Below are 20,204 nucleotides of genomic sequence, written 5' to 3' on the forward strand. Positions count from 1 at the left end.
CCAAAGCCCTGCCATCGGAGGATCAGACCATGCAGCGCCGCCGAGGCTTTTGCCGCGACCTTGCCGTGATGCTTGCGCTGCCAATCGCGGCGCGCGCCCAACCCGCATGGGCGCCGGATCGCCCGATCCGGCTGCTGGTCGGCTTCGCGCCGGGCGGCAGCACCGATATCACTGCGCGCATCGTGGCCCAGGGCATCAGCGGTGGCCTCGGCCAATCCGTGCTGGTGGAAAACCGCACGGGCGCGGCCGGCAACCTCGCGAATGAGCATGTCGCGCGCAGCACGCCCGATGGCTACAGCCTGGTCATGGGCTCCATGGGCACGCATGCGACGAACCAGGCGCTGTATCGCAGCCTCTCCTTCCATGTCGTGCGGGATTTCGCGCCCGTCTCACTCGTGGCGCTAAGCGCCTGCCTGCTGGTGGTGCGGGCCGATCTGCCGGTGCAGAGCGTGGCTGAACTGATCGCCCGCGCGAAGTCCGCACCGGGCAGCCTGAATTGCGGCATCGCCGGTGCTGGCTCCTCGCAGCATTTTGCGGCCGCCCTGTTCGAGCACCAGGCCGGCATCCGCTTCACCCAGGTGGCCTATCGCGGTGGTGCACCGGCCATGGCGGACCTCGTCTCCGGCCGGCTGGATGTGATGTTCACGCCGGTGGTGGAGGCTGTCGAGCAGGTGCGCTCGGGGCAGGTGCGCGCGCTCGGCATCACGCGGCAGGGGCGCTCGGCCCAATTGCCGGAGGTGCCGGCGGTGGGCGAGGCGCTGCCAGGCTATGTGTTCAACTCCTGGCTCGGCGTCTTCGCGCCCGCCGGGACGCCGGCGCCGGTGGTGCTGCGCCTCTCGCGCGAGATCAGCACGGCGCTGGCCACCCCCGCCGTGCGCGGGCGGATGGAGCAGCTCGGCTATGAAGTGGTGGGCAGCACGCCGGAGGAATTCGCCGCCTTCCAGGCCGCGGAATTGCCGCGCGTGACGGAACTGGTGCGCATTTCAGGCGCCAGCGTCGAGTAGCGGGGGCGCTTGCATCGGGCGTGGTAAGGGCCAAGGCTGCGCGGTCACCGATTGACGGAACACCGATGCAGCCCGCCCCCATGACCCTCGCTGCCCAACTCTTTGACGCGCTGCGCGAGGCCTCGCTCGATCCGCCCGGCGTCTCGCGCGCCAGTTATGGCGCGGGCGAGCGGGCGGCGCATGCGATCATCCGCGCCGCGGCCGAACAACTGGGCCTGCAATGCCGCGTGGACCCGGTGGGCACGCTGTTCATGACGCTGCCCGGGGCGGATCGCAGCCTCTCACCGGTGATGATCGGCTCGCATCTGGATGCGGTGACGCATGGCGGGAATTTCGATGGCGCGGCGGGCGTGGTCATGGGCCTCGCCCTGGTCGCGCAGTTACAGGCGGAGCGGCGCGTCCTGCCGCGCGACCTCACCATCCTGGGGATCCGGGCGGAGGAAATGTGCTGGTTTCCGGTGAATTACATCGGCAGCCGCGCCGCCTTCGGCCTGCTGCCGCCGGGCGTGCCGGACAGCGCCCGCCGCTCCGACAGCGGCAAGACGCTGGCCGAGCATATGCTGGAGGAGGGCTTCGATCCCGACTTCATCCGCCAGGGCAAATCCTCGCTCGATCCCGCGCGTATCCACGCCTTCATCGAGCCGCATATCGAGCAGGGGCCGGTGCTGGTGGGGGCTGGCCTGCCTTGCGCCATCGTCACCGGGATTCGCGGCATCCTGCGCCACCCGATCTGCCGGGCGCATGGCGCCTGGAACCATGCGGGCGCCGTGCCGCGTGGCTTCCGGCAGGATGCCGTGCTCGCCACCGCGCAACTCGCCGCACGGCTGGACGCGCTCTGGGACCGCACCGAGGCGTCAGGCGGGGATCTGGTGCTGACCATGGGCGAGTTCTGGACGCCCGCCGCCATGCATGCGCCCACCAAGGTGCCGGGCGAGGTGGCGTTCAGCCTGGATATCCGCAGCGAACAGGATGCGGTGCTGGATGCGGTCGTCTCGGTGATGCGCGACATGGCCGAGGAAGCGCTGACGCAACGCCGCGTCACGCTGGATTACGGCGAGGGGATGCGCGCCGCACCCGCGCTGATGCACCCCCGGCTGCGCGCGGCGCTGCGCGCGGGCGCCGCGCAGGCGGGCGTGCCCTGCATGGAGATGACCTCCGGTGCGGGGCATGATTGCGCGAGCTTCGTGCTGAAGGGCGTGCCCTCGGCGATGCTGTTCATCCGCAACGCCAATGGCAGTCACAACCCGGATGAGGCGATGGCCCTGGAGGATTTCGGCGCCGCACTTCGGGTGCTGGTTGGGGCGATCGAGGCCATCGCGGCGAACTGAAAAGAGCATCCGGCGGCTGGGGCCGGGGCCCCAGACCCATTGCATTGACTAGGGTCTGGGGCCTCTCGGCCCCAGCCGCCGGAGGCCTCATTTTTCTTACTTCTCGTAAGGCGGCACCACACCAGGCCGCGGATCAATCGGCAATTTCCGGTCCAGTCCAGTGGAGCGTTCGAACAGCGCGGCCACCTGCAACGCCACGTCATCGCGGCGCGAGGGGGCGGCGATCTGCAAGCCCACCGGCCGGCCATATTGGTCAAAGCCGCAGGGCACGGCGACAGCGGGGGAACCCGCCATGGTCATCGCCGCGTTGAGCATGGACCCGGCCATGTAGTTGGTAAGCTTCACGCCGGCGATGCTTTCGGGATTGCGCAGCATCACATCAAAGGCGGGCGTGCCGGCACTGGGCGTGACGAAGACGTCATAGCGCGCGAACAGCCCCACCATGCGGCGGTAGAAGGCCGCGCGCTCGCGATCCGCCCAGCCGATGCGGCTCGGTGTCGCATCCAGGCCGCGCTGGGTGTTCCAGATGATGTCGGGCTTCAGCAGGTCGCGATGGGTCTGCATCTGGATCTCGCGATCCACCACGAAATTCTGGCTGCGCAGCACGAGGAAGGCCTCGGTCAGCTCGCCGAGATCGGGCGCGAACTCCTCGACGATGCAGCCCATCGCCTCGAAGTGCTTCATCGCTTCGGTACAGATGGCGCGGGTTTCACGGTCGATCGGCAGCGCGCCACTATAGTCCATGGTGAAGGCGACACGGCGCGGCGGGCGCGCCTCGGCCACCGCAGCGGCGTAGCTCTGCGCAGGCGCGTCGTAGGTCAGCGGGTCACTGGGGCACCAGCCGGCCATGGTATCGAGAAACAGCGCCAAATCCGGAATGTTGCGCGCCATCGGGCCCTGCACCGAGAGCGGCGCGAAAAGGTTATTCACCGTGCCGCGCGTGACCCGCCCGGGCGAGGGGCGGATGCCCACCACGCTGCAATAGGTGCCAGGCCGGCGCAGGCTGCCGCCGTGATCCGTGCCCTGCGCCAGCCAGACCTCGCCCGCGGCCAGCGAAACCGCCCCGCCACCGGTGCTGCCCCCGCAGGTGAGCGAGGTGTTCCACGGGTTGCGCGTGCGGCCAAAAACCTCATTGAAGGTGGAGCCGCCCGCGCCGAATTCAGGCGTGTTGGACTTGCCGATGACGATGCCGCCCCGCGCCTCGATCCGCTGCACCACGGGGTGCGAGGCCAGGGGCACATGGTCCTGGAAAATCGGCGAGCCATAGGTGGTGCGCACGCCGGCCACATCGGTCAGGTCCTTGATGCTGACGGGCAGGCCACCCAGCCAGCCGGGCTGCCCCTCCATCTCACGCCCCTCACCCGCCATCAGGCGCCGCGCATGGTCCCGCGCGCGGTCCAGGCAGAGGGTGGGCAAGGCATTGAGTGCAGGCTCGACCTCGGCGATGCGCGCCGCCGCAGCCTCCACCAGTTCGAGCGGCGAGACCTCGCGACGGGCGAGCCTGGATACGGCCTCGCAGGCGGTCAGCTGGAACAATTCCATCGGAGATCCCTCAGTCCAGGCGAATGCCGGCGCGTGGCACGAAGTCCCGGAAACGCGCCAGATCGGCGTGCAGGCGGGTGGCGAATTCCGCGGGCGTGGTGATCAACGGCACCGCCCCCATGGCGAGCAGCCGGTCACGGATCTCGGGCGCCTGGAGGGTTGTGTTCAGTTCCGCATTGAGCCGCGCAACGATGGTGGGCGGCGTACCACCAGGCGCCATCAGGCCGATCCAGGCCGCCATTTCCACGCCCGGAATGCCAAGTTCGGTGAAGGTGGGCACCTGCGGCAATTGCGGGATGCGGCTCTCCGTCGCCGTGGCCAGGGCCAGCAACGTGCCACCCTGGATCTGGCCCATCGCGTTGGGGAGATTGTCCAGCATCAGGTCAATATGCCCCGCCAGCAGGTCTGTCTGCGCCAGGGTGGCCCCTCGATAAGGCGCGTGCACCAGCCGCGTGCCGGTCGCCATGGCCAGCGCCTCGCTCACCATCTGGATGGAGGAGCCATTGCCGCTCGATCCATAGGTCAATCCGGCCGGCCGCGTGCGGGCCAGGGCCAGCAATTCGGCGGCGTTACGCGGGCCAAGGGCGGGGCGCACCACCAGGATATTGGGAAACACCGCCATCATCCCGATCGGCGCGAAATCCCGCTCCGGATCATAGGGAAAATTGGGCATCAGATGCGGCAGCACAGCATGCGAGGCCTGCGTCGCCATCACCATCGTGTAGCCATCGGGCCGCGCCTTGGCGACCTGATCGGAGCCGATGACGCCCGTGGCCCCCGAGCGATTGTCATAGACGAAGGGCTGCCCCAGCCGTGCCGCCATATGGTCACCGATCAGGCGGGAGATATTGGTGGTGAAGCCAGGCGGGAATGGCACCACCCATCGCATCGGCTGGCTGGGAAAGCCGGTTGCCACCTGGGCGGCGGCACCATGCCCCGCGAGCAACGCCGGCAGGCAGAGAAGTCGACGGCGGCGCATGGGGCCCCTCCCACTCGTAAGCGGGCAGCATGGCGCATCACCTGGCGAGGCGAAAGGTCACGCTTGCCCCGGCGCTGCACGCGCGCGCACTATTCACGGGCGTCCGCCCAAGGGCGCGCTGCGGAAGGATGGAAGTGATGGATATTGTCGCGCGCGCCAAGGGCTTGCTCATGGACCCCATGCGGGAATGGGGCATCATCGCGGCCGAGCCAGCCGATGTCGCTGGCCTGTTCAAATCCTATGTGGTGCCGCTGGCGGCAATTCCCGCGGTGGCCGGGGTGATCGGCACCGCGCTGATGGGGTTCGGCGTCCTGGGCTTCGGCGGGCTGATCGGCAGCGCCGTGGTGGGTTACCTGCTGGCGCTGGTGGGCATCTTCGTCCTGGCGAAGATCGTCGAACTGCTGGCCCCGCGCTTTGGCGGCCCGGCCGATCCGGTTGCCGCCATCAAGCTCGCCGCCTATGCGCCCACCGCGTCCTGGGTGGGCGGCGCCTTCATGATCATTCCCTGGATCGGCTGGATTCCGGCGCTGGCAGGTGGCCTTTACAGCCTGTTCCTCTTCTACGTCGGCACGCCGACGGTGATGCGCATCCCGAAGGATCGCGTGATGGGCTTCGCCCTCTCGGTCGTGCTGGTGGCCGTGCTGGTGAATATCCTGATCGGCGCCATCATCAGCATCCTGTTCTGAGGCCTGGCCAGGGGGATGATCATCGCCCTTGGCCATTCCGGCCAGGGGCGATGATGCGCCATCAGAAGCGCCAGATCAGCGGCACCAGGAACACCGAGACGACGAAGAACCAGATCATCAGCGGCAGACCGAGCTTCCAGTAATCGCCAAAGGCATAGCCGCCCGGCCCCATCACCATCAGGTTGGTGGGGGTGGCGATGGGTGTCAGGAAAGCGGCGGCCGCGGCCACGCCCACGCTCATCAGCACCGGCAGCGGCGAAACTCCCATGCCGGTCGCGGCCGCGACGCTGATCGGGATGACGATCAGCGCCGTCGCGGTATTGCTGATGAGCTGGCCGAGGATGGCCGTCAGCAGGAACAGCCCGGCCAGCAGCGCGTAGGGGCCGGCATCGCCGACGACCGCCACCAGCCCTTCGGCCATCAGCCGCGCCGCACCGCTCTGCTCCATGGCAGCGGAAAGCGGCATCATCGCCCCCACCAGGATGACCGTCGTCCAATCCACCGCGCGATAGGATTGCTCCACCGTGAGCACGCCGCTGAGGATCAGCGCGAAGCCGGCGAGCAGCCCGGCCACGGCGGCGGGCACCAGGCCCGTCGCCAGCAGGAACACCATGGCACCCAGGATGATCAGCGCCTGCTTTGCCCCCTGGCCGAGTGGCACCGCCTGGCGGCGCACCACCTCGGGCGAATTCACGACCAGCACCTCGGGGTCCGTCAGGTGGAGATCCAGTGCCTTCCAGGTGCCCTGCAACAGCAGGGTATCGCCCGCCTCCAGGATGGTTTCCTGTGGGCCGGTATCGCTGCCCCCGCGCTGCACCGCGATGACGATCAGGTCGCCGCTCTGGGTGATCATGCCCGGGAAGGCGCGCAGGCCGATCATCGCGGAGCGCGGCGGGATCATCACCTCGGCCAGGCCGGATTGCCGGTTGAACAGCGTCTCCTCCACGTCGCCCGCGGCATCTTCCTGGCGGAAGGCGAGATGCATGTCCGCTGCCAGGCGCGCGGCCGCATCGGCATCACCCCGCAGCAGCATGTGATCGCCCTCCAGCAGCACGGCGCGTTGCAGGGGGGCGCCAGTCTCGCCCTGCTGCAGCGCCATGAGGCGAAGGCCCGGATAGGCCGAGAGGTCCACGGCCTCGGCCCGCTCCCCCGCATAGGGGGAAGTGCGGCGGATCCGCAGGCGGAAGGTATCCGCCGTCAGGCCGTATTGCTCGACCAGCGTGCGCGCGTGCTGGCTGAAATCCGCCGGCATGGAGGGGCCGCCGCGCGTCGGCAGCAGGAATTGGCCGAACAGGATGATGATCGCCATGGTGCCCAGAAGCAGCGGCACGCCGACCAGCGTGAACTCGAAAAACCCGAAGCGGCCGAGCCCCGCTTCCAGCGCGGCATTGGAGACAAGGACGTTCACCGGCGTGCCCGTCAGCGCCAGCAGGGAACCCGCATGCGCCGAAAACACCAGCGGCATCAGGAGCTGGGAAGGGGCGCGCTTCAGCCGCACCGCCATCACGACCACCACCGGGAGCAGGGCCGCGACCGCGCCATTCACGCTGATCAGCGCGGTCAGGAAGGCAACGAGAAGGGAGGTGAGTGCGAGCAGGCGCGCGCGGCTCTCCGCCCCCGCCCGGGCGATGAGCTGCTGCCCGGCCCAGGCGGTGACACCCGTGCGCTCCAGCGCGGCGCTCACCAGGAACAGCGAGGCGATGAACAGCACCGCCGGATCGCCATAGCCGGCCAGCGCCTCGTTCAGGGTCAGCACGCCCGTCGCCCAAAGCGAGAGCCCCGTGCCCATGGCCACCAGCACCACCGGCAGCCGGTTCCAGACGAAGAGCACGATCGTCACGGAGATGATCGCGGCGATGATCCAGATGTCGCTCATGGCGCGCGGTCTCCTTGGAGGGGGGTCACAGCGGCAGCAGCCATGGCACAAGCACCAGGGTTGCCGCCATCACGATCAGCGTGAAGGGCACGCCGACCTTGACGAAATCACCAAAGCCATAGCCGCCCGGCCCGACCACCAGCGTATTCACCGGCGAGGAAATCGGCGTCATGAAGGCTGCCGAGGCGGCGATGGCGATGGTCATGGCAAAGGGATAGGGCGAAGCGCCAAGATCCTTCGCCACGGCGATGGCGACCGGCGCCATCAGCACCGCCGTCGCCGTATTGGAGATGAACAGCCCCAGCATGGAGGTGATGACGAAGAGCAGGCCCAGAATGACGTGCGGCGCGGCCTGCCCGGCCAGCGCCGTCACCGCATCGGCCGCCAGATCCACGCCGCCCGTGCGTTGCAGCGCGAGCGAGAAGGGCAGCATGCCGACGATGAGCACCAGGCTCTTCCAGCTGATGGAGGCATAGGCGCTGTTGAAATCCACGCAGCGCAGCAGCCCCATCAGCAAGCAGCCGATCAGCACGGCATGGGCATTCGGGACAATGCCACTCACCATCATGCCCACGGTCAGGGCCAGCACGGCCACCGCCTGGGGAGCGAGATTGGCGGCCGGCAGAACCTCCTTCAGCTCCACCGGAAGATTGAGCACGACGAGGTCCGCGAATTCGCCCTGAAGCTTGCGGATATCGGACCAGAAGCCGGTCAGCAGCAGCGTATCGCCAACCCGCAGCACTTCATCCAGCAGGCCCTGGCCCATCACCTTGCGGCCACGCCGCAGGCCCAGCACGGTGAGGCCCATTTCGCTGCGGATGCGGGCCTGCAACACGCTCTGGCCGATCAGCGCCGAATCGGCTGGCACAATCACCTCCACCATGCCGATTTCCTGCGAGCGATCGGTGAAATAGCCGCCATCGCCGAGCGGCAGCCGCTCCAGCCGGTACTCCCGCTGGAGGTTTTCCAGCTCAACGCCCAGATGCAGGACATCGAGCAGCAGAATTTGCCCAGCGGCCAGCTGCGTGCGCGGATTGGGGCGGATCACTTCCGCGCCGAAGCGGCCGGGCAATTCAATGGCCAGCAGGTTCACGCCGAGGCTGCGCGCATGCACCTCCTCCACCCGCTTGCCGATGAGCGGCGAACCCAGCAGCACCTGAACGCGGTAGGCGCGCCCGGCGAGGCCATATTGCTCCACCCAATCCTTCAGATTGGGCTGGCGGCGCTCACCTGCCGCCGATGCATCTCCCTTTGGCAGGAGCCGCCGCGCAAAGAGCATGTAGCCAAGGCCAAGCAGCAGGAAAGCCAGGCCAAAGGGGGTGAAGCTGAAGAAGCCGAAGCCCGCGCTGCCCTGGCGGATCAGTTCGGCATTCACCACGAGGTTGGGCGCCGTGGCCACCAGCGTCAGCATGCCCGACGTCAGCGCCGCCACACTCAGCGGCATCATCAGCTGGCTCGGCGCCGTGCCATTATTCTGGCAGATGCGCAGCACGACGGGGATGAAGATGGCCACCACCGCGGTGCTGCTCATGAAGGCACCAAGCCCGGCCACGCTGACCATCAGCAGCATCAGCAGCCGCGTCTCGCTGTCACCGGCCGTGGCGTAGAGCCAATCGCCCAGGCGGCGCGCCACGCCCGTCCGCACCAGGCCCTCGCCGATGACGAAAAGCCCGGCGATGAGGATGATGGTGGGGTCGGAAAACCCGGCCAGGGCCTCGTTGATCGTGATGACGCCGGTGAAGGGCATCAGGACGATCATCAGCAGCGCCACGGCATCCATGCGGGGCCGGTTGGCGACGAACATGACGATCGCGGCCCCCAGCAGCAGCAGGACCAGAAGAAGCTCGGTGTTCATGCAGGGCGTCCGAAGGGCCAGAGGAGGGGCACGAGAAACACCGCGACCAGGAAGGACCAGCCGATCAGGGGCAGGCCCAGCCGCCAGTAATCGCCGAAGCGATAGCCCCCCGGCCCCTGCACCATGAGGCTGGCCGAGGAGGCGATGGGCGTGAGGAAGGAGGCCGCCGCCGCGACGGCCACCGTCACCAGCGCCGTGCGTGGCGAGACCTGGATCGCCGCCGCCGAGGCGATGGCGACGGGAATGATGATCAGCGCCGTCGCCGTGCTGCTGATCAACTGGCCAAGCCCGGCCGTCAGCAGAAACAGCCCGGCAAGCAGCGCATAGGGGCTGGCATTGCCCACCATGGCGACCAGCGTATCGGCGATGAGATAGGCCGCTCCGGTCTTGTACATCGCGATGGAGAGCGGGATCAGGGAGGCGATCATGATCAGGATGTTCCAGTTGATCGCCCGGTAGGCGCGCTCCACCTTGAGCACGCCGAGCAGGATCACCGAACAGGCGGCGAGCAGCGCCGCCACCACGCTGGGCACCGCGCCGCTGGCCAGCAGCCCCACCATCAGCAGCAGGATCGCGATGGCACGGCGCGAGCCGGTGCCCAGCGGGATGCCCTGGCCACGCAGCGCTGAGGGGGCGGTCACCACCAGCACGTCGGGGTCGCGCGATTGCTCCTCCAGGGATTCCCAGGCGCCTTGCAGCAGCAGCGTATCGCCTGCCGCCAGCACCACCTGGCCCGGGCCAAGCCTCTCGCCCCGGCGCTGGATGCCCAGGATGATGAGGTCCCCGCTTTCGGTGATCATGCCGGGGAAGACGGCCTCCCCGATCAGGCCGGAGCGCGGCGGCAGCACGACCTCGATGAAGCCATAGTTCTGATTGAACAGCGCGGTCTGCAGGCTGGGCCGCTCGGTCTTGACCTGGACCAGCCGGTTCTCGGCCATGAACGCTTCCACCACATCGGTCTCGCCGCGCATGATGAGCGTGTCGCCCACCGCCAGGGGACGATGCCGCGCCGCCCCCGAACGGTCCGGCCCACGAATGGCGATGAGGCTGAGGCCAGGATGATTCTGGCCTTCCAGCCGCACTTCCAGGACAGCCCGCGGGATGCCGATGAAGGGCGAGGCGGCCGTGACCTCCAGTTGGTAGAGATCCTCGAACAGGCCGTATTGCTCGCTCAGCTTGCCGGAGTGGCGGCTGAGATCCTCGGGCATGCCGCGGCTGCTGCGGCTGGGCAGCAGCTTCGCGCCGAAGAGCAGCACGATGGCCACATGGCCCATCAGCAGCGCCACGCCGATCAACGTCATCTCGAAGAAGGCAAAGGGCGGCATGCCCTGCTCGACCGCCGCATCCGAGATCAGCACATTCACCAGGCTGCCGGTCAGCACCAGCATGGAGCCGGAATAGGAAGCGAAGGCAAGCGGCATCATGAGCTGCGCTGCCGGCTGCCCAAGCCGCACCGCCGCCAGCACCAGCACGGGCAGCAGGGCCGCGGCCGCGCCGCTCGATCCGATCATGGCCGTGAGGCCGGCCGCGAGCAGCATGGTCAGCAGCAGCAGGCGCTCGCGGCTGTTGCCTGCCCGGCGCACCAGCACCTGGCCGGCCCAGGCGGTCACGCCGCTCGCTTCCAGGCTGGCGCTGACCACGAAAAGCGAGGCGATGAAGAGGATGGTGGTATCGCCGAAGCCGGCCAGGGCCTCGGAAAGCTCAAGGATCCCCGTCGCGTACAGCAGCAGGGCGGCGCAAAGTGCGACGACTGCCACCGGCACGCGGTTCGAGACGAACAGCACGACCATGCCACCGATGATGGCGAAGGTGATGGCGATGTCCGACATCACACGTCACTGTCTGGGGGCATCACAATCCCCAAGGAATCCCGAGCAGATACCAGCCAGCGAGGAAGGCGGTCCAGATCAGCGAGATCCAGATCACATAGGGGAGCATCAGCGCGATGACCGTGCCGATGCCGGCATCCTTCTGGTACTTGATCGCGAAGGTGACGATCATCGCGAAATAGGCGTTGAGCGGGGTGATGGCGTTGAGCGGGCTGTCGCCCACCCGATAGGCGGCCAGCACCACCTCCGGCTCCACGCCCAGCTGCATCAGCAGCGGCACGAAGACCGGCGCGAAGATCGCCCATTTGGCGATGGCGGCGGTGATGATGAGGTCAATGCCCATCACCGCGATGACGAAGCCGATGATCAGCGCAATGGAGGGCAGATTCAGCCAGGCCAGGATCTTGGCGGCCGAGACAGCGGCGAGTGTGGCCATGTTGGTGTAGTTGAAGAAGGCGATGAACTGGCTGATCACCAGCAGCAGCAAGATCAGGCCGCCCAGCCCGCTGATGGATTTCTGCATGGCCGCGATGATGTCCGCCGAGCCCTTCATGGTGCCCGCCCCCCGCCCATAGGCGGCGCCGACGACGCCAAAGATCAGCGCGATGGTGACGATCAGGCTGTTCATGAAGGGCGAGCCCTGGATCATCGCCCCCGTCTCCGGGTTGCGCAGGGGGGCACCCGGCGGCAGCAGCAGGAGGGCGATGAAGCCGAGCACGCCGAGCAGCCCGTAGCCGGCATAGCGCAGCCCGCGATACTCCGCCTCGGTCAGCACATTCTCGCCGGGCACCGTGTAGTCGCCGGTGTATTTGCCCAGACGCGGCTCGATCACACGCTCGGTGATCACCACGATGAGCACGGTGAGCAGCACCACCGAGCCGATCGAGAACCAGACATTCGCGGCCAGATCAATGGATTGCGCCGGGTTCACCAGGCGGATCGCGTCATTGGTGATCTCGGTCAGGATGCCATCCACCGGCACGATCAGGATATTCACCAGGAAGGCCGCCGCCACCGAGGCGAAGCCCACCGCGAGCCCGGCCAGCGGATGCCGCCCGACCGAGACGAAGGCCGCCGCCGCCAGCGGAATCAGCACGAGATACCCCGCATCCGCCGCAACGGAGGAAAGGATGCCGACAAAGGTCAGGATCCAGGTCAGCGCCCAGCGCGGCGAGATGATGACCAGCTTGCGGATCAGCACCTTCACCAGCCCCGCTTCCTCGGCCACTCCCACGCCCACCATCGCGATGATGATGACGCCAACCGCGGTGAAGCTCATGAAGTTGCCAACCACGCCGGTGTACATGAAGCGGATGCCCTCGATGGTCAGAAGGCTGCGCGCGACGGTGGTCGCGGGCTCGATATCCCCCGTGGCGGGATTGTAGGCCTGGTAGCTGACTTCCGCGCCGAACACGGAAAGCAGCGTCGAGAGCACGATGATGATGCCGATCAGATAGACGAAGATCATCACCGGATGCGGCACCTGATTGCCGACGCGCTCGACCGTGTCGAGCATCTTCTGCATCCGGCTCTTGGGGGCGGTCGCTTCGCTCATCGGCAGTGGTCCTTCCTGGGCCTTGGGGGGAGTCTAGCGGGAGAGCGCGTCCAGAATCCGCGCCCAGGAGTGGATGCCCTTCTGGAAGCTGACCAGATTGTACTTCTCGTTCGGGCTGTGGATCCGGTCATCCTCCAGCCCGAAGCCCGCCAGGATCACATCCATCCCCAGCGACTGCTTCAGCTGGTGCGTGACGGGGATCGAGCCGCCGCCGCCGATGAAGACGGCGGGCTTCGGCCATTCCTGACTCAGCGCATCGCGCGCCTTCATGAAAGCGGGATCGTCGGTCGGGAAGCGGATCGCCTGGCCCGAGCCATGCTCGATGAATTCGGCGCGGCAATCAGCCGGCAGCCGGGCGGCGACATGGGCGCGGAAGGCGGCGCGGACCTTGTGCGGATCCTGGTCAAACACCAGCCGGAAAGACACTTTGGCGGAGGCCATCGCCGGGATCACCGTCTTGAAGCCCTCGCCCTGATAGCCGCCGCCCATGCCGTTGATCTCGGCGGTGGGGCGGGACCAGGTCATTTCCAAGGCGGTGCGGCCCCTCTCGCCGGCGGGGACGGAGAGGCCGACGGCACCCAGGAAGGCCTCGGCCGTGAAGCCCAGCGTGTCCCATTGCGCGCGCAGCGCGTTGGGCAGTTCAGGCACGCCATCATAGAAGCCATCCAGCGTCACGCGGCCATTCTCGTCATGCAGATCGGCCAGGATACGGGCCAGGACGCGGTTCGGATTGGCGGCGGCCGAACCGTAGAAGCCCGAATGGAGATCGCGATCCGCCGCGTGGATGATCACCTCCTCGCCGCAGAGGCCGCGCAGCATGGTTGTGATGGCGGGCGTCTGTGGGTCCCACATGTTGGTGTCACAGATCAGGCCGATATCCGCGCGCAGTTCATCGGCATTGGCGTCGAGGAAGCCCGGCAGGTTCACGCCGCCCGATTCCTCCTCGCCCTCCAGCAGGATGGAGATGGGGATGGGCAGCTTGCCAGTGACGGCCTTCCAGGCGCGGCAGGCCTCGATGAAGGTCATCAGCTGGCCCTTGTCATCGGCCGAGCCGCGCCCGGTGATGACCTTGGTGCCATCGGCCATGGTCTGGATCGTGGGCTCGAAGGGGTCGCGGTCCCAGAGCTCCAGCGGGTCCACCGGCTGCACGTCGTAATGGCCGTAGAACAGAGCGGATTTGCCAGGGGCCGAGCGATCATGCGCCACCACCATGGGGTGGCCCGGCGTGGGGCGGACAGCAGCCTCGAAGCCAATGCTCTTCAGATCCGCCACATGCCATTCGGCATTGGCCAGGCACTCCGCCTTGTAGGCCGGGTCCGTCGAGATGGATTTGATGCGGATCACGGCGAAAAGCCGCTCCAGCGCGGCATCCAGATTGGCGTCAATATTCGCGAGGACAGAGTCGAGCTGGGTCATGTTGCCTCCAAGGCCGATCTTTATGCTGGCACAGTTTGAACGAGATTACCGGCGCCACGCCAGCACCGGATGCGCCCGGCGTCCCGGCGGTTGTTCAACCGTCCCATGCCGCTTCACGGAAGAGCGGGGCCGCTTCACGAAAGAGCGGGGCCGCCTCATGGAACGGCGGGTGCGGCGAAGGTGCCCACGGCCGAGGGCTGGGTTTGCCAGGCATCGCCCAGCCGCCCGCGCTCAAACCCATAGTCGAACAAGGCCTGCATGAAGGCCGGATCGAAGGGTTCATTGCGCGGGTGCTGGAATTCGCGGCCGATATAGGCGACGCGGAAGGCAACGCCATCGCGCTGCGTGGTGAGGTAGATCCGGCTGATATCGCCGATGCCGCCGAAATGCAGCAGCGTATTAGCGGCGCGGCGGGTGATGCTGAAAATGCCGCGCGTGGTGCTCCCCGCCTCCACATCCACCCGCCCGTTGCGAATGACATAGGCGGTCCGCTGCCGCGTGATGCCACGGCCGCGCGCCGCATCGCCCAGATTGAGCGAGGGCGGATAGAGGAACACCTGCATGGCCGCGCCGCCATCCACATGCATTTCCTGGAAGACGCGCCCCTCATGCTGCACCTCCACCAGGACGGGCGGGAATGCGCCGGGAATGGAGGCCGAGGCCAGCAGGATGCGGCGAAACAGCCCGAGCGCCTCCGGATGCCCACTCGCCGCGATGGCACCGATATTCCAGACCACGGGGCGTTGCAGATCGAGGTTGGTGGTGCCGATCAGCAACAGGCGTCCCTTGGCGTATTCGGCCGCGATATCCGCCAGCATCGCTTCATTGGCGTGGCGGGCGATCAGGCGGTTGAGCGGCGAGGTATCGGCCAGCGCCTCGCCGAAGAACAGCGCGAAGACCGCGAAGGCCTGGCGTGGCAGCAACAGGATGTCGCGCGCCTGCTGCCCGGTGAAGACCTCCCGCAGTTGCTCGTCATAGGCGGGGCCCAGGAAGGCAAAGGGTGCAATCAGCGCGCCAGCCGAAATGCCGGTGACGACGTTGAAGCGCGGCCGTGTTCCGGCCGCCGTCCAGCCCAGCATCATCCCGGCCCCGAAGGCGCCATTGTCGCCGCCGCCCGAGAGCGCCAGGAAATTCTGCGGCCCGAGCGGGCCCGCGGCCGCCTCGCGCTGCGCCATCAGGCTGCCTTCCCGGATCAGCCCATCGGGCGATGCATCGAGCCAGAAGCGGGCATTCGGGATGCCGAGGACGGGTATGGCCTCGGCCGTGGCCCCGGGCGGCGCGGCAAGCCGGATGTAGCTGGCGCAGCCAGACAGCGGGAGCAAAAGCAGCCAGAGCTGGACCATACGGCTGCAAGCCCGCCGGCAGCGTGAAGCCCAATGCATCGCCAAGCGCTGATCCTCCCTCCCGACCCGGCATTTAGGGAGTATCCTCCCCGGCCCGCCAGCCGAAATCAGCATTCGTGCGTGACGATGGCGTGAAACCCTGTGATCAGAACCGTGCGATCGTGGCGAAGAGGAAGCGGTTGGCGATGCCATGGCCGACCTGGCCTGGCCCCGCCGCCGCCGCCCCGCCCGAAATATCCCGGCGGGTATAGAGATATTCCAACCCGACATCGAGCCAGCCTGAGCCGAAGACGCCGTTGCGCACCTGGCCGAAGGGGCTCCAGATGATATTGGCGAACACCTGCTGCACCTCGCGATTGAGGCCGGTGGCGCTGGCCGAGCCGGGGGTGAAACCTTGCGCGTAATCCGCGAAATCCTGGCGCGCGTAGGAGTAACTCAGATTGCTGCGGAACTGCGGCGTCCAGAAGCGGCGATATCCGGCGGTCACGCCCCAGGCCGGGACCGGGTCCAGGCTGACGCGCCCCTGGACCCCCGCCATGCCGATATTGGAGAGCGCATCCAGCCCGTTGGTGCTGCCCGGCAGATAGCGGCCAATCCCCTCCCCGACATAGGCCATGGCCAGCAGCTCATCCGCGCCGAACCATTCCGAAAGCCAGCGCATCGGGAAGCGGACATGGCCGGCGGCGCCGATCCCCGTCGCGGTCCGTGAACCGCTCAGCGGGAATTCCGCGGCCGTGCCGGCGGGGCGGATCTGCAATTGCCGGATCATGCCCCGCGCGCCGAGTTCCAGCCCATCCTTGCGATAGGTCAGGCGGGCGTGAAAATCAGGCATGGCGTTGAAGGCCGGGCTGGCGCCGCCATCCAGCCGGCTATCCGGCGTGAAGACCCCCGCGCTGGAGGTATAGGCGGTATCCGGCGCCTCGATGGAGACCTGGCCGGTGAGGCCCGTCGCCAGCCGCGCCGTGACCCGCAGCTGCGCCTGGCGGATGAAAGACTGGTTGAGGTTGGTGGCGTCGATCAGCGTCTCGTAGAGGCCCTCATTCCACAGGCTGTTCGCCTGGCCCACCAGCACTCGCAGCCGCTCATCGCCCAATTCCCCCCAGGCCTGCCGCAGGCGGAAAACGGCATTGCCGGAGGTGGCCGAACCGCCGCCGAAATCACCCTCCAGGCGGGTTTCCAGCGTGCCCCAGGCGGTCAGGGTGCGGGTGTCCACGCCAAAGCGGCTGAACCGCGCCGTCATGCCGAAATCGCCACCCTGGCGGTCCGCGGCGGAGGCGGTCAGCGGGATGCCACCGGGCAGCGGCGCATCCGTCTGGTTGCGGCCATTCGCATCGGTCCAGGCAGAGAGCTTGGCCCAGCCATAGAGGCGCACCTGGGTTTCTGTGCCCGGCACGCGGAAGGCGATCCCGGGCAGATCGGCGCGCAGCGCATCGCCGGTCGCGGTCTGGTCGCCCATGGGCTCGGGCGGCTGGAGCCCGGGCACGTCACGCTCCAGCGGCGCCGAAGTTCCGGCGGCCGGCAGTGTGGCCCGGGCGAGGTTGCGCTGGATGGCCTGGGCTTCGTCGGCCGCCGAACGTGCTTCGCGCGCGGCGGCTTGCGCGGCCTGGACATCGGCCTGGGGTGTGGGGGGTTGGGGCGCGGCGCGCTGCGCCGTGGCACGTGGGGGTGCTGCGGGGCGCGGCTGGCGGGCCACCAGGGCCTCCAGCTGTTCCATCCGCCGGCGCATTTCCTCCATCTGGCGCCGCAGCTCCAGAACGGTGGCGGCGTCATTGCCCTGGGCCTGGGCTGCAGGTGCGGCGCCGGCCATGGCCAGTGCCGCCGCCAACGCCCAGAGCGCCGGGCGGCGCTCCGGCTGCTCCGGCCGCGGCCGCATCAGCGCGATGAGCGCCCGGCGGCAACACCCTGGTCAAAGGAGCGCTGGCGCGAGCGCTGGTGCTGGTCCCAGGCGAAACCGCCCGCACCACCCGCCGCGGCGCCGATCAGCGCGCCAGTGCCGGCATTGCCGGAGATGGACCCGATCGCGAGGCCGGTGAGCGCCCCGACCGCGGCGCCACCACCGACGCGCTGCGTCGTCGGCGTCATGCGGCCGGCATCGTCACAGCCGGCAAGGCCGAGCAGGAGCGCGGCGGGGACGAGAATACGGAGCTTCATGGCGTTCCCTCTCACGTCAGTTCTGCCCGGGGCGGCGCGGCGCCGCGCAGGGATAGGTGGTGGAAGCCCAGCGCATGAGCCCGTCCACGGCCCTGTCACCCGCATATTGGGGATTGCCGTTCACCCAGGTCACGAAGGAGGCCTGCACGAATTCCATCGTGGGCGTAGGCGATGGCAGGCAGAAGGCCGGGCGAATGCCGCCGGCACGCGAAATCTCGACATGGTATTGGCCGACGCCGACAATGAAGCCTCGGCAATAGCCGGCCGCCGTCGTGGATTCCGCATCCGTCCCCGTGGCACCGCAAAGTGCGGCGAGGACGCCCGTTGTCAGGGCTGGCAAAGGCGACGGCACTGTCGCGGGTGCCTGCGCCAATCCCGGCCCGGCAGCAAGGGCGAGCAAGGCGCCCCCACCAATCCATGATCTGATGTGCCGCATCCTGCGATCTCCCCGCGTCTCTGGCCGGCGCCGTTCCAGCGCCCTACGAATCTTATGCCATGACGGTAAGACGGCGCCTTCGCAGGAACAATAGGCTTGTCATTCCGGCGCGGTGCCCGCCATCCCAAGGTCGCGGGCGCCCGATCAGGCGGCGTGCTGCCCTTCGGCGATGAGCGGCGGCGCGCCGGTCGGCGGGGGCGCCAATTCCATCACCGCAAGGTCATGCGAGACGAGTTCTTCCCGGCGCGGCATTTCGTTCAACGACTTCAGCCCGAATTGATCGAGGAAGCGCGCCGTCGTGCCCCAGAGTGTCGGCCGGCCCGGCGCTTCCTTGCGCCCGCGCGGTGCCACCAGCCCGGCATCGAGCAGCGCGTCCAGGCTGGTCTGCGCCAGGGCCGCGCCGCGAATTTCCTCGATTTCCGCCCGCGTGACCGGTTGGTGGTAAGCGATGATGGACAGCGCCTCCATCGCCGCGCGCGGCAGGCGGCGCGGAACTTCGACGATGCGCGTGATGGCGGGGGCGAGGTCGAGCGCGGTGCGGAAGGCAAAGCCGCCGCCCACCTCCACCAACTCCACCGCGCGTCCGGCGCTGCGCGCGGCCAGCGCGGTCAAGACAGTCTGCGCCTCGATCCCCGGCGGCAGGGCCAGCTGGATGCGCGCGGCCGGTACCGGGCGTTCGGAGGCAAAGATCAGCGCCTCGGCGATGCGCAGGCCATGCTGGAAATCAACATCGTTATCAGGCGACATGGTAGAGTTCCCCCTCATTGCGGCGCAGCAGAATCGGCCCGAAGGCCTCCTCCTGGCGCAGTTCGATGCCACCCCCCCGGGCAGCCTCCAGAGCAGCGATCAGGGTGCTGGCCACCGCCGCGCGGCGGTCCAGGGCGGAGAGCATCCCCTCGGGCAGGAAGCTCGCCAGCGTATTCCAGCCGGGCGTGCTGCCGATCAACCATTGCAGCCGGGCCAGCGCCTCGGCCACGGACCAGAGCTTGCGGGGCTTGGGCGTGAAAGGGCGGTCCGCTGCCCCCCGCCGGCGCGCGGTGGCATAGGCGCGCAGCAAGGTGGTCAGATCCGCCACCAGGCCCGAGCGATCCTCGACGCGCAGCGATTCCGGGGCGCCACGGGCAAACACCTCGCGCCCCAACTGCGCCCGCCCGCCGAGCCATGCGGCCGCAGCGCGCATGCGGTCCAGTTCGGCCAGGCGCTCGGTCAGGCGATGGGCGGCGAGGATCGGGTCCTCCTCATCCGCGCCGCGCTCCTCCTCGGGCAGCAGCAGGCGGGATTTCAGCCAGGCGAGCCAGGCGGCCATCACCAACCAATCGGCGGCGAGTTCCAGGCGCACGCGGCGCGCCCCCTCGACGATGGCGAGGAATTGATCCACCAGCGCCACGATCGAAATCTGGCGGATATCCACCTTCTGCGCGCGCGCCAGTTCCAGCAGCACGTCGAGCGGACCCTGGAAGCCTTCCAGGTCGAGCAGCAGGGATTCCTGCGCCCCGCTCATGGCATGCGGTGCCCGGCAGCGCGGATCACCAGGTCAAAGGCCGGGCGAACCACTTCGCGGATGAACAGCTCCATCGGCTGGAAGGCCGGAATCAAGGCCGGCAGCAGGAACAGCACGCCAAGCACGATGAAAAGTCCCGCCGGCTCCAGCCGCGCATAGGCCATGGCCGCCCGGAAGGGCAGCAACCCCACCGCGATGCGGCCGCCATCCAGCGGCGGAATGGGAATCAGGTTGAACAGGCCAAGCACCAAATTTGCGAGAATGGACAGACCCAGAAAGCGATAGACCAGCGCCATCGAGTCGGCCGAGAGCAACCCGTCCAGCAGCCCGGCCGGGTGAATCAGCAAGGCGGCGATGAAGGCCAGGGCGAAATTCATGGCCGGGCCGGCGATGGCCACCCACATCATGCCCGTGCGGGGGTTGCGCAGGTTCCGCAGGTCCACCGGCACCGGCTTGGCCCAGCCGAACATCACATCCACCCGGCCTGTGGCCAGCAATTGCGAGACCAGCAGGATGCCCGGTACCAGGATGGTTCCCACCGGGTCCACATGGCGCAGCGGATTGAGCGAAAGCCGCCCCATCAGCTTGGCCGTGGGGTCGCCCAGCCAGAGCGCCGCATAACCATGCGCCGCCTCATGCAGGGTGATGGCGATGATGCTGGCCAGCACCGCCACCGCCAGTTCCGGGAGCATGGCCATCATGG

At 68.1% G+C, this 20,204-nt stretch carries 17 protein-coding genes; 3 read left to right on the top strand and 14 right to left on the bottom strand.

Annotated features, from left to right (window positions below; translation table 11 throughout):
* Positions 1 to 29: 29 nt before the first annotated feature.
* Together LHU95_RS16040 and LHU95_RS16045 are read left to right on the top strand one after the other, a co-directional pair.
* Positions 30 to 1,004, top strand: a complete 975-nt coding sequence (locus tag LHU95_RS16040) for a tripartite tricarboxylate transporter substrate binding protein (RefSeq protein WP_248707968.1) — start codon at positions 30 to 32, stop codon at positions 1,002 to 1,004.
* An 80-nt stretch (positions 1,005 to 1,084) separates the two neighbouring features.
* Positions 1,085 to 2,332, top strand: coding sequence for a hydantoinase/carbamoylase family amidase (locus LHU95_RS16045; protein WP_248707969.1), 1,248 nt, complete (start codon positions 1,085 to 1,087; stop codon positions 2,330 to 2,332).
* A gap of 96 nt (positions 2,333 to 2,428) precedes the next feature.
* On the opposite strand, the gene LHU95_RS16050 is transcribed toward LHU95_RS16045, so the two are convergent.
* Positions 2,429 to 3,874, bottom strand: coding sequence for an amidase family protein (locus LHU95_RS16050; RefSeq protein ID WP_248707970.1), 1,446 nt, complete (start codon positions 3,872 to 3,874; stop codon positions 2,429 to 2,431).
* 10 nt (positions 3,875 to 3,884) lie between these two features.
* The gene (locus LHU95_RS16055) at positions 3,885 to 4,853 is read right to left on the bottom strand and encodes a tripartite tricarboxylate transporter substrate binding protein (protein ID WP_248707971.1); all 969 of its coding nucleotides are present in this window, start codon (positions 4,851 to 4,853) and stop codon (positions 3,885 to 3,887) included.
* Between the two features lie 137 nt (positions 4,854 to 4,990).
* Between LHU95_RS16055 and LHU95_RS16060 the strand changes: the two genes are divergently transcribed.
* A complete protein-coding gene (locus LHU95_RS16060; protein WP_248707972.1) occupies positions 4,991 to 5,539 on the top strand; it encodes a Yip1 family protein in 549 nt (182 codons plus the stop codon).
* 61 nt (positions 5,540 to 5,600) lie between these two features.
* Here LHU95_RS16060 and LHU95_RS16065 read toward each other — a convergent pair whose 3' ends face one another.
* From LHU95_RS16065 to LHU95_RS16120, 12 genes are all read right to left on the bottom strand, one after another.
* Positions 5,601 to 7,415, bottom strand: coding sequence for an SLC13 family permease (locus LHU95_RS16065; RefSeq protein WP_248707973.1), 1,815 nt, complete (start codon positions 7,413 to 7,415; stop codon positions 5,601 to 5,603).
* Between the two features lie 25 nt (positions 7,416 to 7,440).
* Positions 7,441 to 9,270, bottom strand: a complete 1,830-nt coding sequence (locus tag LHU95_RS16070) for an SLC13 family permease (RefSeq protein ID WP_248707974.1) — start codon at positions 9,268 to 9,270, stop codon at positions 7,441 to 7,443.
* Positions 9,267 to 11,099: an SLC13 family permease gene (locus tag LHU95_RS16075; protein ID WP_248707975.1), complete on the bottom strand. Its 1,833-nt coding sequence runs from the start codon at positions 11,097 to 11,099 to the stop codon at positions 9,267 to 9,269. Before LHU95_RS16075 ends, LHU95_RS16070 begins: the two co-directional genes overlap by 4 nt.
* Positions 11,100 to 11,121: 22 nt before the next feature.
* A complete protein-coding gene (locus LHU95_RS16080) occupies positions 11,122 to 12,654 on the bottom strand; it encodes an AbgT family transporter (protein WP_248707976.1) in 1,533 nt (510 codons plus the stop codon).
* Positions 12,655 to 12,687: 33 nt separating this feature from the next.
* On the bottom strand, positions 12,688 to 14,070 hold the full coding sequence (locus LHU95_RS16085; protein ID WP_248707977.1) for a M20/M25/M40 family metallo-hydrolase: 1,383 nt from the start codon (positions 14,068 to 14,070) through the stop codon (positions 12,688 to 12,690).
* A gap of 155 nt (positions 14,071 to 14,225) precedes the next feature.
* Entirely contained in the window at positions 14,226 to 15,413 is a 1,188-nt protein-coding gene (locus LHU95_RS16090) for a patatin-like phospholipase family protein (RefSeq protein ID WP_248707978.1), read from the bottom strand.
* 145 nt (positions 15,414 to 15,558) lie between these two features.
* Entirely contained in the window at positions 15,559 to 17,286 is a 1,728-nt protein-coding gene (locus LHU95_RS16095; protein WP_248707979.1) for a DcaP family trimeric outer membrane transporter, read from the bottom strand.
* Positions 17,286 to 17,564 (bottom strand): glycine zipper domain-containing protein, encoded by a 279-nt coding sequence (locus tag LHU95_RS16100; protein ID WP_248707980.1) that lies wholly within the window; start codon positions 17,562 to 17,564, stop codon positions 17,286 to 17,288. Before LHU95_RS16100 ends, LHU95_RS16095 begins: the two co-directional genes overlap by 1 nt.
* 16 nt (positions 17,565 to 17,580) lie before the next feature.
* Entirely contained in the window at positions 17,581 to 17,904 is a 324-nt protein-coding gene (locus LHU95_RS16105; RefSeq protein WP_248707981.1) for a Rap1a/Tai family immunity protein, read from the bottom strand.
* Between the two features lie 240 nt (positions 17,905 to 18,144).
* Positions 18,145 to 18,747: an SMC-Scp complex subunit ScpB gene (gene scpB, locus LHU95_RS16110; RefSeq protein ID WP_248707982.1), complete on the bottom strand. Its 603-nt coding sequence runs from the start codon at positions 18,745 to 18,747 to the stop codon at positions 18,145 to 18,147.
* Complete coding sequence (locus LHU95_RS16115) at positions 18,737 to 19,501, bottom strand: ScpA family protein (protein WP_248707983.1); 765 nt, start codon at positions 19,499 to 19,501, stop codon at positions 18,737 to 18,739. Before LHU95_RS16115 ends, scpB begins: the two co-directional genes overlap by 11 nt.
* Entirely contained in the window at positions 19,498 to 20,202 is a 705-nt protein-coding gene (locus LHU95_RS16120) for a site-2 protease family protein (RefSeq protein WP_248707984.1), read from the bottom strand. Before LHU95_RS16120 ends, LHU95_RS16115 begins: the two co-directional genes overlap by 4 nt.
* Positions 20,203 to 20,204 lie beyond the last annotated feature (2 nt).

The sequence above is a fragment of the Sediminicoccus sp. KRV36 genome (assembly GCF_023243115.1).
Lineage (GTDB): Bacteria > Pseudomonadota > Alphaproteobacteria > Acetobacterales > Acetobacteraceae > Roseococcus.